This is a genomic window from Pseudomonas sp. MDT1-16, from assembly GCF_054898115.1.
This window is the reverse complement of the sequence record NZ_CM142717.1, coordinates 1,171,467-1,186,352: the sequence shown is the minus strand read 5'-3', so window position 1 is coordinate 1,186,352 and position 14,886 is coordinate 1,171,467. Positions and strand designations below refer to the sequence as shown.

The 14,886-nt window shown below is 57.4% G+C and carries 9 protein-coding genes; 3 read left to right on the top strand and 6 right to left on the bottom strand.

The genetic code is table 11. The features are described 5' to 3' along the window. Position 1 precedes the first annotated feature (1 nt). From ACYZT3_RS05230 to ACYZT3_RS05215, 4 genes are all read right to left on the bottom strand, one after another. Positions 2-901, bottom strand: a complete 900-nt coding sequence (locus ACYZT3_RS05230; protein ID WP_282375021.1) for a hypothetical protein — start codon at positions 899-901, stop codon at positions 2-4. A gap of 124 nt (positions 902-1,025) precedes the next feature. Next, the gene (locus tag ACYZT3_RS05225; RefSeq protein WP_282375019.1) at positions 1,026-3,290 is read right to left on the bottom strand and encodes an alpha-xenorhabdolysin family binary toxin subunit A; all 2,265 of its coding nucleotides are present in this window, start codon (positions 3,288-3,290) and stop codon (positions 1,026-1,028) included. 205 nt (positions 3,291-3,495) lie between these two features. Further along, positions 3,496-4,269: a tetratricopeptide repeat protein gene (locus tag ACYZT3_RS05220; protein ID WP_282375018.1), complete on the bottom strand. Its 774-nt coding sequence runs from the start codon at positions 4,267-4,269 to the stop codon at positions 3,496-3,498. Beyond that, positions 4,270-4,950: a Fe2+-dependent dioxygenase gene (locus tag ACYZT3_RS05215; protein WP_462031645.1), complete on the bottom strand. Its 681-nt coding sequence runs from the start codon at positions 4,948-4,950 to the stop codon at positions 4,270-4,272. Positions 4,951-5,156: 206 nt separating this feature from the next. Between ACYZT3_RS05215 and ACYZT3_RS05210 the strand changes: the two genes are divergently transcribed. Both ACYZT3_RS05210 and ACYZT3_RS05205 read left to right on the top strand, forming a co-directional pair. Then, a complete protein-coding gene (locus tag ACYZT3_RS05210; RefSeq protein WP_462031644.1) occupies positions 5,157-7,418 on the top strand; it encodes a TonB-dependent receptor in 2,262 nt (753 codons plus the stop codon). A 131-nt stretch (positions 7,419-7,549) separates the two neighbouring features. After that, positions 7,550-10,078 carry a sulfite reductase flavoprotein subunit alpha gene (locus tag ACYZT3_RS05205; protein ID WP_282375016.1) on the top strand — a complete coding sequence of 843 codons (2,529 nt, stop codon included), beginning with the start codon at positions 7,550-7,552 and terminating at the stop codon, positions 10,076-10,078. A gap of 70 nt (positions 10,079-10,148) precedes the next feature. On the opposite strand, the gene ACYZT3_RS05200 is transcribed toward ACYZT3_RS05205, so the two are convergent. Further along, positions 10,149-11,690: an alkaline phosphatase D family protein gene (locus ACYZT3_RS05200; RefSeq protein WP_462031643.1), complete on the bottom strand. Its 1,542-nt coding sequence runs from the start codon at positions 11,688-11,690 to the stop codon at positions 10,149-10,151. Between the two features lie 419 nt (positions 11,691-12,109). Between ACYZT3_RS05200 and ACYZT3_RS05195 the strand changes: the two genes are divergently transcribed. Further along, the gene (locus tag ACYZT3_RS05195) at positions 12,110-13,105 is read left to right on the top strand and encodes an IS110 family RNA-guided transposase (RefSeq protein ID WP_462030744.1); all 996 of its coding nucleotides are present in this window, start codon (positions 12,110-12,112) and stop codon (positions 13,103-13,105) included. Between the two features lie 32 nt (positions 13,106-13,137). Here ACYZT3_RS05195 and ACYZT3_RS05190 read toward each other — a convergent pair whose 3' ends face one another. After that, positions 13,138-14,877 (bottom strand): PTS fructose-like transporter subunit IIB, encoded by a 1,740-nt coding sequence (locus ACYZT3_RS05190; RefSeq protein ID WP_282375014.1) that lies wholly within the window; start codon positions 14,875-14,877, stop codon positions 13,138-13,140. Positions 14,878-14,886 lie beyond the last annotated feature (9 nt).

Here is a 14,886-nt window from a genome sequence, read left to right as displayed (position 1 = left end):
TTTACTTTTGTCGTTTCGACATTTGAATCAGCTGTTCAGACATCGACTTAACTTCCAGGATCGAATGGTCGACCAGACTCAGCGAGCACTTGGCACGTGACACAATTTGCGCGGGATGACTGGTTGCAAGCTCCCTCCAGGCTTCATCCAGGATATACGTCAGTCGATAACAGAAGTCGCTCAGATTGTTTACCGCCCCCCCCGTGCAGCGGTAAAGACCGATCAAACGCGCCAAATGATCCCTTGCCATCTCCATCCGTTGTTGCTCGGAATAGCGCTCATCCGGATCGTACTGCATGTTTGGAAGGCCGATCCGGCCCAGGCTGTAATAGACTTCTATCTTGGTGTTCACGCCGTGGCATGCGCATATCGGCAGACTAAGTGACTCAATGAATCGAACAAAAATGCTATGAATCGTTTCACCGACGCTGCGTACCGTCGATTTGAACTGAGCCGCGATCTGCCGACAGCGCCCAAGGCGTAACGCAAGCTCCCGAATGACATCGATCAGATTGGCGCGGGGCGCTCCTCCCCATTCAGGGGACTTGACCACGCTGAACTGTCCAGGATCAATGGCTGAGAGTGGTAATTTCCGCTTGGCACGGTCCTCGGCCATCTGACGGAACTCTTGACTGAAACTGTCGATATCCATGACAACCCGAGCCGCGAGTGCGCCCAACTGAGGCATCGTACAAATGATCAGCTGCCAGTTGGCCGCGTTAGCCCTTGCCACCTGTATCAACGCCTGGGCATTGGGTGGCTGTAACATGGAGTGCCCCGACCGCTTGATGGCGTCGGAAAAGTTTTCTACTCTCGCCAAAACATCCGGCAGAGCATTTAACAGGTCAACGTACTGTTTCAGTGAAACGAAGTTCTTTTCTGCCAGTAAATAATCAAGCATTTGTATTCCCTCATCATGGCAAACCATCAATAGCCACCGATCAGGTATCGTTAGGCTAACCGTGTTAACCGGGGAGTGGCATGGCACCTTGATTAACGCGGCTTGATGGAATGTTCAGCCCAACTTAACGGTTAGGGACCGAAACAGGATTAAGGAATGCAATGAACAATTTCGCTTGCGCTTTGAACGTGGCGCTGCGAACGTCATCATCGGTAAAGGCATCCTTGTCGGTAGCGGCCAGGTACCGTTCAAAAGCGCTAATCGCCGGACTGTAACTCGCCACGTAGTCTTTGCGTTGTTCTTCAATCGAGTGAATGGCCTGCAGGTATTTGATCTTGCCGGCCGATGCACTGACGGCACCGTCTTGAAGACCAATTTCCTTGTCGAGCATCGCGATTTTTACTTGCAGCTTGTCACTTTCTCGAACCATATCCAGAAAACGAATACCTTCCCCGATATCCCCGATGGTCTTCTTGAGCTGATCGATTGCGAGCATCACCACCGCGACTTGCGGTGGTGTCAGGCCCAGCGCCACCACTTTATCGATAGTCAGCGTGATATTCTTGCCAAGCTCCTCGATGCCTTTCTTTTCCAGAATCTCGATAGCGTCGATAACAGACTTACGCTCGTCCTTGAGGGCAACGGTTTTTTCCTTCAGCACAACGAGTTCCGCTTTGGCTTGCTCTTCGTCGTGCTCAAAGTCTGTGATGTAAGCCAGGGTCAAACGCATGTCGAACGCATCACTGATTTCTTTCAGTGATTTGCTAAGCCGAGAGCCTTGCGGGGCAATTGCTTCTGCAACATGGTTCAACAACTGTTGACGCTCTCCCTTGATCTCGTCGATCACCTGCTCATCATTCTCGCCCGCCAGTTCCTTCTCGAGCCCACCCAGACGTCGCAGACTGACTTCTAGCTCATTACTGCTTTCAAGCGCCGCAGTTTGCAGCTCCATGGCACCCTGACCGACGCCTTGGACAAGTCGATTGAAGCGATCAAACAGATCGGGCAGGTAATTCAGCTTTACCCGCCATACATGCGCTTGTGTGCGATGCTCGCTCATTTGTGAATGGCTAATCCTCAATGTATCCAGGTCGAGTGCCGGGTAAGTTTCTTGAAGCGATGCGGTGGATGCCATCGCACGCGATGTGTTGCCGTAATTGCGCTCGTATTCTTCGTCCGCCTCTTTGAAAACCTCAATCAGCTTGTCCGAATCCGATTTGATCTGCTCCCATGGACCCACCACTTCTTCAAATTCAGTCATGAAAATCCTGAGACTCAATGCGTCATTGATACGGCCTACCGCGCCTGTAGAGTTCTTGATGCACAGGTGCAGAACGCTCCAGACATGCATCAGGTTCTGCGTGGCTACATCGGCGTCGATCGCTACAATCATCAGACTTTGCAGATCAAGCTTGACCCGCGCCAGCGATCCCAGGGTCTGGTTCTTGCTGGCAAGCGACTGAATGTCCATTTCTTGTTGGGCGTATAGTTCGTTGCGCCGGGCGCGGATATTTTCCGCTTCCACCCCCATATAAATAGCCATCGCCAGCCCGACAATATTCATTCCGGCAGCGGCTTTCAGGGCTTCTTGAACAGCGGCCTTATACTCGGTGTTTTTGATATCGATTTCTTTTGAGCGCTCATCGATCACCGCTTTTAGCTGTTTAATATCTTCGGGCAAAGAACTACTTTCAATCAGACCGACTCTCAGCTTTATTCCTGGCAAGATGTGTTCGCGCAGATCATAGCCAAACACATCAAGATCTTTCTTGATACCGCCGACCGTTTGTAGATTGAAATCGATTTTTTCAAAGATACGCTTCAAGTAATAATCAAGCGTACTGAGGGTGTCATCTTCCAGTTCAATACCTGGAAATTTGTCACCCAGTTCAAGCTCAAGTTGCTTCAACTGTTCCAGCGTCTTGATGTTGTGCTTCTCCAAAAGGCCGGAGGCTTTTACTTCGTTGTACACCTCTTTCATCGAAGCGCCATAGGTCAACATGCTGTCGGCAAAATCCTTGAGACCACGCCCAGTCAACATAATCCGCTCGCGCAGTGGCGACCAGCGTCTGGCATGATTTCGGGTATTCAGGAAAGTGGTCAGGAAGTCTTCAGGATTCAGTCCAGGGCCACCATCCTGACCGGCACCAAAGCGCAGATAGTTTCTGACATCCTCCAGGGTATAAGGCAACGCCAGACCGGCCGCCTCATATTTGCGCAGATCAATTATTTGTTTTTTAGTCAGCAACAATCCCGAATCACGGGTGGATCCATCAAGCGCTCCGACAGAACCGTCAGCAAACAGCTTGGGTGCTTCAACGGCAAACTTTACTACTTCTTCCGGCGTTGCGTTTTTTAACGCATCCCCCCACAACAAATCATTAGACATAACGACTCCATTAATTAGTCAAAAAATAAAAATTAAAAAGAATGAAGACCAGAAACAACCTCAGGCCTCGAACAAAGACTATTCGAAAAAACAAAAACCTCAAAACACTCACTTGAATCTAAATGTATTCACCTAATCAAATATAGCGAACCCACACTGCAAGTCGTAAAGAACCAACTTAACAGCATTTCCAGTCAAGCTGAGACTATGCAGGAACATTCAAAGAGTTGCTTAATAACTGCGACCTTTGTTGATATTCCCCGGCCAAGGCCTGCACACGAGGGTCTGTCGCACTCATCAATGTCTGGGTCGCAACCTTCAGAAACGCAAGATTTCCGCCAAGCATCGCGCGGCGATACCATGCCAGCCCCTCCGCGATCCTTGTCTGGTCAATCAGGATACTGGCGTAACTGAACTGGCCACGAAAATCCCCGGCTTCAGCGGAACGGCGATACCAGTCGTGCGCGGCTACGGAATCGACCGAAGAGCCCCTACCTTCTTCCAGATACCGCCCCAACAGGTTCATCGATTTGGCGTGACCGAGTTCGGCGGCGCGGCGATACAGAGTCAGGGCTTGCACCTGATCCTCGATCACTCCACGACCAATGGCCAGCAGATTGGCGTAGTTGTACATCGCCCAATCCAGTCCCGCTTCAGCAGCCTGACGATAATGCCTTGCGGCTACCGAGGCATCGGCGACGCAACCCCAGCCATGTTCATGACAACGGCCGAGCATGTTGCGCGCCATCAAATGTCCGCTCTGGGTGGCAATCTCAAACCAGCGCACGGCCAGCGGCTGATCCTGCTCAATGCCCTGCCCGTCCAGCAGAATCTGGCCCAACAGTGCCTGAGCATCGAGCACGCCTTCACGGGCGGCGAGTAGAATCGCCTGGGCAGCACGTGCCGGGCTTTCCTCGAGCATCGATTTGAGCCGGTCACCGTCGAGAATTTCCTCACGGCGTAAACGAAAGTCCGTCACTTACACCTCGACCCAGCGACGCAACAGGTTGTGGTAAGTGCCGGTGAGGCGAATCAGCGAAGGGTGGTCGGGCATGTCCTGGGTCAGCTGCTGGATCGCTCCGTCCATCTCGAACAGCAAGGCGCGCTGGCTGTCTTCGCGAACCAGGCTTTGGGTCCAGAAAAATGAGGCGTACCGGGTGCCGCGGGTGACGGCATTGACCTTGTGCAGGCTGGTGCCGGGGTACAAGACCATGTCGCCGGCGGGCAACTTCACCCGTTGGGTGCCGAAAGTGTCCTGGATTTCCAGTTCACCGCCGTCGTAGTCATCCGGCTCGCTGAAGAACAGGGTGGCCGACAAATCAGTGCGCACCCGCTCGATACTGCCCTTGGGCTGGCGCACGGCGTTGTCGATGTGAAAGTCGAAACTGCCGCCGGCCGTGTAACAGTTCAGCAACGGAGGGAAGACCTTGTGCGGTAACGCGGCTGACATAAACAGCGGATTTTTCCACAGCCGCTCAAGCATCGCCGCGCCGACTTCCTTGGCCAGCGGATGACCTTCCGGCAGCTGCAGGTTGTGCTTGGCTTTGGCCGACTGGTAGCCGGCGGTGATCTTGCCGTCAGCCCAATCCGCCTGCTCCAGAGCTTCGCGAATGCGCTGCACTTCTTCTTTCGCGAACACGCTGGGAATGTGCAGCAACATGGAAAGACACCTGAAGGCAAAGGGACGCCAATGGTATTGATTCTTATTGTCCCTGTAAAACCCGCGTGACGAATGAAACGACAAAAACCGTAAAGGTAAATTGTAAAGAATGTAAATTCGTCGCGAATAGTAACGTTTCGCAATTGATACAGATACGTATTTACCCTATATTCCGCGGCCTCAAATCCTTGGGGAGGGGAATTCTCATGTCACGTCAACAACCACAATTACCGGTCAGTTCACCGCGTTTGCTTGCGTCTGCAATTGGCGTGGCGATCACTGCCAGCTCTGCGGGCCACATGGCTTTCGCGGCTGAAAAAACCGACGAAAAAGCACCGAGCAACGTGATTTCCCTGGGTGCTACTGCTATCAACGGCGAAGCCCAGGACGAGACCTCCTACAAGACTGATACCTCGGCCTCCAAGAAATACACGGCACCGCTGCGTGAAACGCCGAAAAGCGTCACCGTTATTCCGCAACAAGTGATTCGCGACACGGGCGCCACCAGTCTGGTCGACGCGCTGCGTACCACGCCGGGTATCACTTTCGGTGCCGGTGAAGGCGGCAACCCGGCCGGCGATCGTCCGATCATTCGTGGCTTCAACGCTGAAAGCGACACGTTCGTCGACGGCATGCGCGACCCGGCATCCCAGAGCCGCGAGATCTTCAACGTAGAATCGATCGAAGTCAGCAAGGGCCCGGGATCGGCCTTTACTGGCGCGGGTTCCACCGGTGGCAGCCTGAACCTGGTGAGCAAGACCGCCAAGCTGGGCAATGCCTACAACGGCGGCTTCACCTGGGGCTCGGACCAGACCAAGCGCACCACCCTCGATCTGAACCAGCAGATGACCGACACCTCGGCCTTCCGTCTGAACCTGATGAAGCATGAAGCCAACGTCGCCGGCCGTGATGCCGTGGACGTCAGCCGTTGGGGCGTGGCACCTTCCTTCGCGTTTGGCCTGGGTACCGACACCCGCCTGACCGTCGGCTACTACCACGTCGAAACCGACGACATGCCCGACTACGGCCTCCCGTTGACCTTGAGCCCCAACCGCAGCAAGTACAACGTCGATAAACCTGCGCATGTCGATCGCGACAACTTCTACGGCCTCACCGGTCGCGACTATCGCCAGACCAGCAACGACAGCGGCACCCTCAAGATCGAACACGATCTGAATGATGACCTGACCGTCTCGAACAGCTTCCGCATGTCCCGTTCGACACTCGACTACATCGTCACCAACCCGGACGACAGCAAGGGCAACGTGGTCAATGGCAACGTGTATCGCGGCGCGAAAAGCCGTAATTCGACGTCCAGCGGCTGGATCAACCAGACCGACCTGAGTGCCAAGTTCAACACCGGCGCCATCGAGCACAGCCTGGTCACCGGGCTTGAGTTTTCCTATCAAGACACCCACAACCGCCCGTACATCCTGACCTCGACCGCCAGCGGCACCCGCTGTAACCGTGCCCTGTTCAACTCCGGCGACTGCACCAGCCTGCAAAACCCGACGCCTGGGGATAACTGGAACGGCAGGATCACCGACAGCGCCGCGTTTACCGACACCAACACCAAGACCGCTGCGGCCTACGTGTTCGACACGCTGAAGTTCAACGAGCAATGGTCCCTGAACCTGGGCCTGCGTTATGACAACTACCAGGTCGAATCCAGCGGCCACGCCAACGCTAACAGCACCGCTCCAGCGAACGACTTCTCCCGTGAGAACACCAGCGACCTGGTCAACTACCAGATCGGCGTGGTCTACAACGTGTTGCCTAACGGCAGCATCTACGCGGCCTACTCCACCTCCAGCAACCCGTCCGGTGAAACCAGCGGCAACGGTGGCCTGGAACTGGCGGCGAACAACAGCGATCTGGACCCGGAAAAGAACCGCAACTACGAGATCGGCACCAAGTGGGACTTCTTCGGTGACGACCTGTCGCTGACCGCCGCACTGTTCCGCACCGAGAAAACCAACGCACGTATGAACGATCCGGACGGCGGCACCACTCAAGTGCTGGACGGCGAACAGCAGGTCAATGGTGTGGAACTGAGCTACAGCGGCAAGCTGACCCGTCACTGGAGGGTCTTCGGCGGCTACACCTACATGGAAAGCGAAGTGGTCAAAACCACCCTCGCCGCCGATGAAGGCAACCACATGCCAAGCAATCCACGGAACAACTTCACGTTCTGGTCAACCTATGACCTGGTACCGGACAAGTTGACCGTCGGCGCCGGTGCGACCTTTGTCGATTCGCAGTTCGGTAACGTCGCCAACTCGGTGGAGATCCCTTCCTACTGGCGCTACGACGCAATGGCCAGCTATCGCCTGACCAAAAACGTCGACCTGCAACTCAACGTACAGAACCTGACCGACAAACGTTACTTCGACCAGGTGTTCCAGACGCACTACGCCCACGTGGCGGCGGGTCGTACCGCCCTGCTGAGCGCCAACTTCCACTTCTGATAGACGCGTGAAGACCAAGGCCCCGTTCATCCAAGTGAACGGGGCTTTTGTGCGTAAAAAGAATGTTTCTCGACAACCCACGGCATAATGCGCGCCGTGATGATTATTTCCGAACGAGCAAGGCGAGCGACGTGTTGAAGAAAACCCTGTTCCAGTTGCACTGGTTTTTCGGCATCAGCGCCGGACTGGTACTGGCCCTGATGGGCATCACCGGGGCGACGGTGTCGTTTCAGGATGAAATCCTGCGCGCGCTGAACCCTTCTGTGTTGCAGGTCGAGAAGCAGGTCGCTGGCGTCCTGCCGCCCGTTGAGCTGGTGGAGAAAATCGAGGGTGCATCTGGCAAGAAAGTCGCGATGCTCTGGGTCGAGACCGACAGCGGCAACGCCGCGCGGGTGTCCTTTACCCCACCGCCGGGTGAGCGCCGCGGCGAGATGCGCTACTTCGACCCGTACACCGCCGAGTTCATGGGCGACGCCACTGGCCAGGACTTCTTCGGCCTGATGCTGCAACTGCACCGTTTCCTCGCCATGGGCGATACCGGTCGGCAGATCACCGGCGCGTGCACGCTGATTCTGGTGTTCTTCTGCCTGTCCGGTCTGTACCTGCGCTGGCCACGTCAGTGGAAAAGCTGGCGCGCCTGGCTGACCCTCGACTGGAAGAAAAAGGGCCGCAGCTTCAACTGGGATTTGCACTCGGTGGCCGGCACCTGGTGCCTGGTGTTTTACCTTCTGGCGGCGCTGACCGGGTTGTCCTGGTCCTATGAGTGGTACAAAAAGGGTCTGACCCAATTACTTTCCGACTCGCCGCAGAATGAGCGTGCTCGGGACGGTCGTGGCCCCGCACCGAGCGGCCCGGCGCCCACCGCCGATTACGCAGTGATGTGGAGCAGCCTCTACAGCGCTGCAGGTCCAGCACTGAGTGCCTACAACATCCGCATGCCGTCAGTGGCCGGGCAGCCGGCCACCGTGTTCTACCTTTTGAGCAGCTCGCCCCACGACCGCGCGCTGAACCAGATCAGCCTCGATCCAGCGACCGGCATCGTCAAACGGCATGACCGCTACAGCGACAAGAGCCTCAAGGCGCAACTGCTGACCAGCATTTACGCGCTGCACGTCGGCAGCTACTTCGGCATTGTCGGGCGGATTATCCTGACGATGACCGCACTGACGATGCCGCTGTTTTTCGTCACCGGGTGGTTGTTGTACCTCGATCGTCGACGCAAAAAACGTCATGCCAAAGAAGCCCGCAAAGGTCTCGCGCAACCGGGTAGCGACGCTCCCGCATGGTTGATCGGTTTCGCCAGCCAGAGCGGGTTCGCCGAGCAACTGGCATGGCAGACCGCAGGACAATTGCAAGCAGCCGGATTGCCGGTGAAGGTTCAGCCGCTGGCGGATGTCAGCGAGCAGGATCTGCGTGATTCCGGCAATGCGCTGTTCGTGGTCAGCACCTTCGGCGACGGTGAAGCGCCGGACAGCGCCCGCAGGTTTGAGCGCAAAGTGCTGGGCCAGGCATTGAGCCTGGAAAGCCTGAACTACGCCGTGCTTGGGCTTGGCGATCGCCAGTATCAGCACTTCTGCGGTTTCGCCCGACGCTTGCACACCTGGCTGGGCGAGCATGGCGGCAAGACCCTGTTCGCGCCGGTAGAAGTCGACAGCGGCGACCCTTACGCCTTGCGTCACTGGCAGCAGCAACTCGCCCTGCTGACCGGACAAGCGCCCATGGACACCTGGCAAGCGCCGAGCTACGACAACTGGACACTGACCCGCCGCGAACGGCTCAACCCTGACAGCACCGGTTCGGGCGTGTACTTGCTCGGCCTCACCGCCCCGTCCACCAGCAGTTGGCTGGCCGGTGACCTGGTGGAAGTGTTGCCGCGCAATTGCCCATGGGCAATCGAACATTTCCTCGATGGCCTGGGCATTGACGGTCGGGCCACGGTGACGCTCGACAGCCTGTCGCAACCGCTGGAGCAAGCCCTCGCCAGTCGACAACTGCCCGAAAACAGAACCCATCTGGTCGGCCTGCATGCCCAGGCACTGGTGAATGCCTTGGTGCCCCTGGCCATGCGCGAATACTCCATCGCCTCGATCGCCGCCGACGGCATCCTCGAACTGATCGTGCGCCAGGAACTGCACCCCGATGGCCGCTTGGGCGTCGGCTCCGGCTGGTTGACCGAACAGGCTCCTGTGGGCGGCACCATCAGCTTGCGCGTACGGCGCAACAGCGGTTTCCACCTGCCGGCCCAGCCGGTACCGATGATTTTGCTGGGCAACGGCACCGGCTTGGCCGGGCTGCGGAGTTTGCTCAAGGCGCGGATCGCCGATGGGCAGCAACGTCATTGGCTGTTGTTCGGCGAACGTCATCGGGAACATGACTACCTGTGCCGCGCCGAGCTTGAGGAATGGCTGATTTCGGGGGATCTGGAGAAGTTGGACCTGGCGTTCTCGCGGGATCAGGCCGAGAAGATTTATGTGCAGGATCGACTGCGTGAGTCGGCTGGGGAGTTGAAGAAGTGGTTGGCTGACGGTGCCGTTATTTACATCTGCGGCAGCTTGCAAGGGATGGCTTCAGGCGTGGATCACGTGCTCAACGAAGTGCTCGGGATTACAGAAGTCGACCGGTTGATCGAGCAAGGCCGTTATCGCCGCGACGTCTACTGATCCCCCCACATCCCATGTGGGAGCAAGCTCGCTCCCACATGGGATCTTGTGTCTGCTCGCGACTTCATTTTCAAACCGGCTGCAACTTTTGTTGAAACACCCCCACCCCATCCAAATCCCGCAACACCACACTCATCTCCCCCGTCTGCCCATCAATGTTCACCTCACCAAAAAACTGAAACCCGGCAAACGGTGAGGTGTTCTGTGCCGGTGGTGCTTTCTCGAACACCACTTCAGGACCAAAGGTTTTATCCAGCGAATTAGGCCCGAAGCTGCCCGCATTCAAAGGACCGGCGACAAACTCCCAGAACGGTTCGAAATCCTGAAACGCCGCACGCTCCGGATGGTAGTGGTGCGCTGCGCAGTAATGCACATCCGCCGTCAGCCAGACAAAATTGCGCACCTGCTGCGCCCGCAGGAAGCCCAACAACTCGGCAATTTCCAGCTCACGCCCCTGGGCCGGTCCCGGATCGCCATTGGCCACAGCTTCCCAACGCGCCACACCGGGACTGACTTCACCATCCGGTACGCCGAGACCAATCGGCATGTCGGCGGCGATGACTTTCCACTGGGCATTGGAGGCCTTCAATTCACGCTTGAGCCAGTCCAATTGTTCACGGCCGAGGAACGGTTTTGCGGCCCCCAGGTTTTCGTCATTGGCTTCGCGATAGCTGCGCATATCCAGCACGAACACATCGAGCAACGGCCCGTAATTGAGCTTGCGATAAATCCGCCCACCGCCGTCGGCACTCTGTAACCGCATCGGTGCGTATTCGAGCCAGGCCTGACGCGCGCGACCGACCAGGCTGTGGATATCTTTACTCTTGTAGCGCTCATCGAGTTGCTTGCCCGGCGACCAATTGTTCAGCACTTCGTGATCATCCCACTGCCAGATCTGCGGGACCTCGGCGTTGAAGCGGCGGATGTTTTCGTCCATCAGGTTGTAGCGGTAATTGCCGCGATACTCATCGAGGGTTTCCGCGACTTTGCTCTTGGCTTCAGTGGTGATGTTGCGCCACACGCGGCCGCTCTCTGTGGTGAGCTGCGCAGGTACGGGACCGTCGGCGTAGATGGTGTCGCCGCTGTGGATAAAGAAGTCTGGCAGGCGCAAACGCATGGCTTCGTAGATGCGCATGCCGCCGATGTCCGGGTTGATGCCGAAGCCCTGGCCGACGGTGTCGCCGCTCCAGACGAAACGGATGTCGCGACGGGTTTGCGGCACGCTGCGCAGATGGCCAAACCACGGTTCGCTGGCGACACCGCTCTGGGCGTCTTCGAAGTGCACGCGGTAGAAAATCGCCTGATCGGCGGGCAGACCAGTGAGTTCGACCCGGGCGGTGAAATCGGTATTGGAGACGGCCAATGGCGAGACAAAACGACGAGGGTTACTGAACAGGCTGCGGGTGTCCCATTCCACCACCATCCGCGCCGGGCGATCGCAGCGGCTCCAGATCATCGCCCGGTCACCCAGCAGGTCGCCGGACTGCACGCCATCGGTGAGTTGCGGACGATCCTTGACCGAAGCGATCACCGCCGGCGCCAGGCCTGGCAACAACAGCCCGACACCGACGGCTTGCATGACACGACGACGGCCGAGGTCGAATTCGCTCATGGTGTTCTCCCTGAAAAAGAGAAACTAAAACATGCGCGCATGAAACCGACGTGACACCTCCCCCTGTAGGAGCGAGGCTTGCCCGCGAAGGCGGCCTGACAGTCACCATCTTTGTTGAATGTAAAACCGCCTTCGCGGGCAAGCCTCGCTCCTTGTATGTTGACCCTGACTCCAGCGAGAGAGGTTACGCTCAAGGATTCATTCAACAGCAAGTGCGTTTCTGGGGGAGGCCGATCGCTCCTGAAGGCAGGATTTGCTCCTGACCTTGTCTGTAGAGAGGCCCCCCCGCCTCATTGCCCACCACGAAGAGTATCGAGAAGCCGACAAGTCGGACTTCGCATTACAAGGTTGCAGTGGCATGAAGTTCGAGGTCGGGGGAACCGGAAGCAATCTTACCTAAAGTCAGGGAAGTGAAAAGCATGAATACTCATGTCGGCATAGACATTGGTGCCAAAACGTCTGCCATGGGATGGCGGCAGAACGGCAAAACAGTCGGCCAGTGGGACATTCAGCACACGCCCAAGGGTCGTAAGGCCGCGGTGAATAAGATGATGGGCCTCAAACCGCTGAGCGTGGTCATGGAGGCCACCGGTATTTACTACCTGGATCTTGCGTTGGAGTTGCATGCCGCGGGCTTACCGGTCTCGGTGATCAACCCAAAAAGCTTCCACAACTTTGCCAAGTTGATGTTGCAAAACAGCAAGACTGACCAGATCGATGCGCAGTTGCTGGCTGAATATGGCGAGCGCATGGCACCCAGGCTTTGGGTCCCGCCTACGGCGGATCAAATGATGCTGCGTGCGATTGGCCGTCATATCAATCGACTGATTGGCCATCGGACCAGAGCCAAGAATGAGCTGCATGCGCTACAAGCGACAGATACGAGTATTGAGTTGCTAATCGCAGATGAGAAAGACGCGATTGCTGCATTGGATATACGCGTTGACCGTTTGAAAAAGGCTGCGCGCGACGCCATCGCCAAGTGCCCGAACCTGACCTTGCAGTTTCGCTGCATGATGGCGGCACCCGGCGTGGGAGAGGCTTCAGCGATTGCTGCACTGGCTGAGTTGACGACGCTACCTGTAACGCTCAAATCGGCACAGGTGAGCCGTTATGCGGGGCTGGACGTGAGATTGACCCAGTCAGGAACAAGTGTGAACCGCCCTGGCCGAATGTCGAAATGTGGCAACGCCTACTTACGCGCAGCGATGTTCATGCCGGCAATGACGGCAATCCGTTGCGATGAGAACGTGAAAGCCTTCTACGAAGCTCTGGTGGCCCGGGGCAAGAAGAAAATGCAGGCCATTGGAGCGGTGATGCGCAAGTACCTGACGGGTTTATGGGCTTGCATGCGCTCCGGCGAAGAATTTGATACGGCCAAGCTTTTTAGCGAAAAACATCTCGCGAAAGCTTGACCGTGAACAGAGTATCTACAGGGGGTTGGGTGTCAGGCGCTGACGGGCTCCGCGGCCATTTCAACAACTTCCGGCCGCTTGAGCAGCGCATACGCTACCGCCGTCAGCAAACTCCCGGCCACAATCGCCAGCAGATACAACAGTGCATGGTTGATCGCATTCGGGATCGCCAGCACGAACAACCCGCCGTGCGGCGCCATCAGTTTGCAGCCGAAGTACATCGACAGCGCACCGGTCAATGCACCACCGGCAATGCTCGCCGGGATCACTCGCAACGGGTCCTTGGCGGCAAACGGAATCGCGCCTTCGGAGATAAAACACAGCCCCAACACCAACGCCGCTTTACCGGCCTCGCGTTCAGCCTGGGCGAACTTGCGTCTCGCGATGAATGTGGCGATACCCAGGCCAATCGGCGGCACCATGCCGGCCGCCATGGTCGCCGCCATCGGTGCATAACTTTGCGACGCCAGCAGCCCAACCGAGAACGCATACGCGGCTTTGTTGATCGGCCCGCCAAGGTCGACGCACATCATCCCGCCCAGCAACACACCGAGCAGAATTGCGTTGGTGGTGCCCATGCTGTCGAGGAAGTGCGTAAGCCCTTCGAGCATACCGGCCACCGGTTTACCCACCACGTAGATCATCACCAGACCGGTGAACAGACTCGCCAGCAACGGAATGATCAAAATCGGTTTCAGTGCCTCAAGACTTTGTGGCAAGCGCGCATAACGATTGATCGCCTGAGCCGCGTAACCGGCGATGAAACCGGCAATGATCCCGCCGATAAAACCGGCGCCCAGGGTGCTTGCCAGCAGACCGCCAATCATCCCCGGCGCCAGGCCCGGACGGTCGGCGATCGAGTAGGCAATGTAACCCGCCAACAGCGGCACCATCAGCTTGAACGCGGTCTCGCCGCCGATCTGCATCAGGGCTGCCGCGAGCGTGCCTTCCTCCTTGAATGCCGTGATGCCAAACACGAACGACAAGGCGATCATCAGACCGCCCGCCACCACCATCGGCAGCATGAACGACACGCCCGTCAGCAGGTGTTTGTAGACACCGGTTTTCTCTTGCCTGGCCGGGCCTTTGGCACCGGTCGATGCGGTTTCCTGCGTGCCTTCGGCCAACGCCTTGTTCAGCGTCGTCTCGGCTTGTTTGAGGGCGATGCCGGTGCCACAACGGTAAATCTTCTTGCCGGCGAAACGCTCGGTGGCGACTTCGATGTCCGCCGCCAGCAGCACCACATCAGCATCGGCAATCGCTGCGGCGTTGAGCGGATTGCGCGCACCGACCGAGCCCTGGGTTTCCACTTGCAGGTCGTAGCCCAGGCGTTTTGCCGCTTGCTGCAAGGCTTCAGCGGCCATGAAAGTGTGAGCAACGCCGGTAGGGCATGCGGTCACTGCAACCAGTCGCGGCGCATTTTTTACCACGGCAACAGGCTCGGTGACGACGTCTGGCGCGACGTAGACTTGAGCTTCTTCAGCACCGCGCCGTAGCACCGCTTCCACATCTTGCAGGGCTTGCGCCGGGGTGGTTTGGAAGACGCGTTTGCCGACGAATCGCGACATATCCACCGTCGCGCTGGTCACCAGCAACACCCACTCGGCCGCCTCGATCGTGGCCGCCGACAATTGACGTTCAGGGTGCGCGGCATCGTTGACTTCAACACTGGTGCTCCAGCCCTGACGCTGGGCCGCTGCATCGAGCAAACGGGCGCACAGCACGCTGGTGACCATGCCGTTCGGGCAGGCCGTAACAATCGCTAACTTCATTACAAACCC

Bases quoted from the DNA above. Each gene is read 5' to 3' on its own strand.
- ACYZT3_RS05215 (WP_462031645.1), bottom strand. From the start codon at position 4,950: ATGTTGCTGCACATTCCCAGCGTGTTCGCGAAAGAAGAAGTGCAGCGC.
- ACYZT3_RS05210 (WP_462031644.1), top strand. From the start codon at position 5,157: ATGTCACGTCAACAACCACAATTACCGGTCAGTTCACCGCGTTTGCTT.
- ACYZT3_RS05195 (WP_462030744.1), top strand. From the start codon at position 12,110: ATGAATACTCATGTCGGCATAGACATTGGTGCCAAAACGTCTGCCATG.
- ACYZT3_RS05200 (WP_462031643.1), bottom strand. From the start codon at position 11,690: ATGAGCGAATTCGACCTCGGCCGTCGTCGTGTCATGCAAGCCGTCGGT.
- ACYZT3_RS05225 (WP_282375019.1), bottom strand. From the start codon at position 3,290: ATGTCTAATGATTTGTTGTGGGGGGATGCGTTAAAAAACGCAACGCCG.
- ACYZT3_RS05190 (WP_282375014.1), bottom strand. From the start codon at position 14,877: ATGAAGTTAGCGATTGTTACGGCCTGCCCGAACGGCATGGTCACCAGC.
- ACYZT3_RS05230 (WP_282375021.1), bottom strand. From the start codon at position 901: ATGCTTGATTATTTACTGGCAGAAAAGAACTTCGTTTCACTGAAACAG.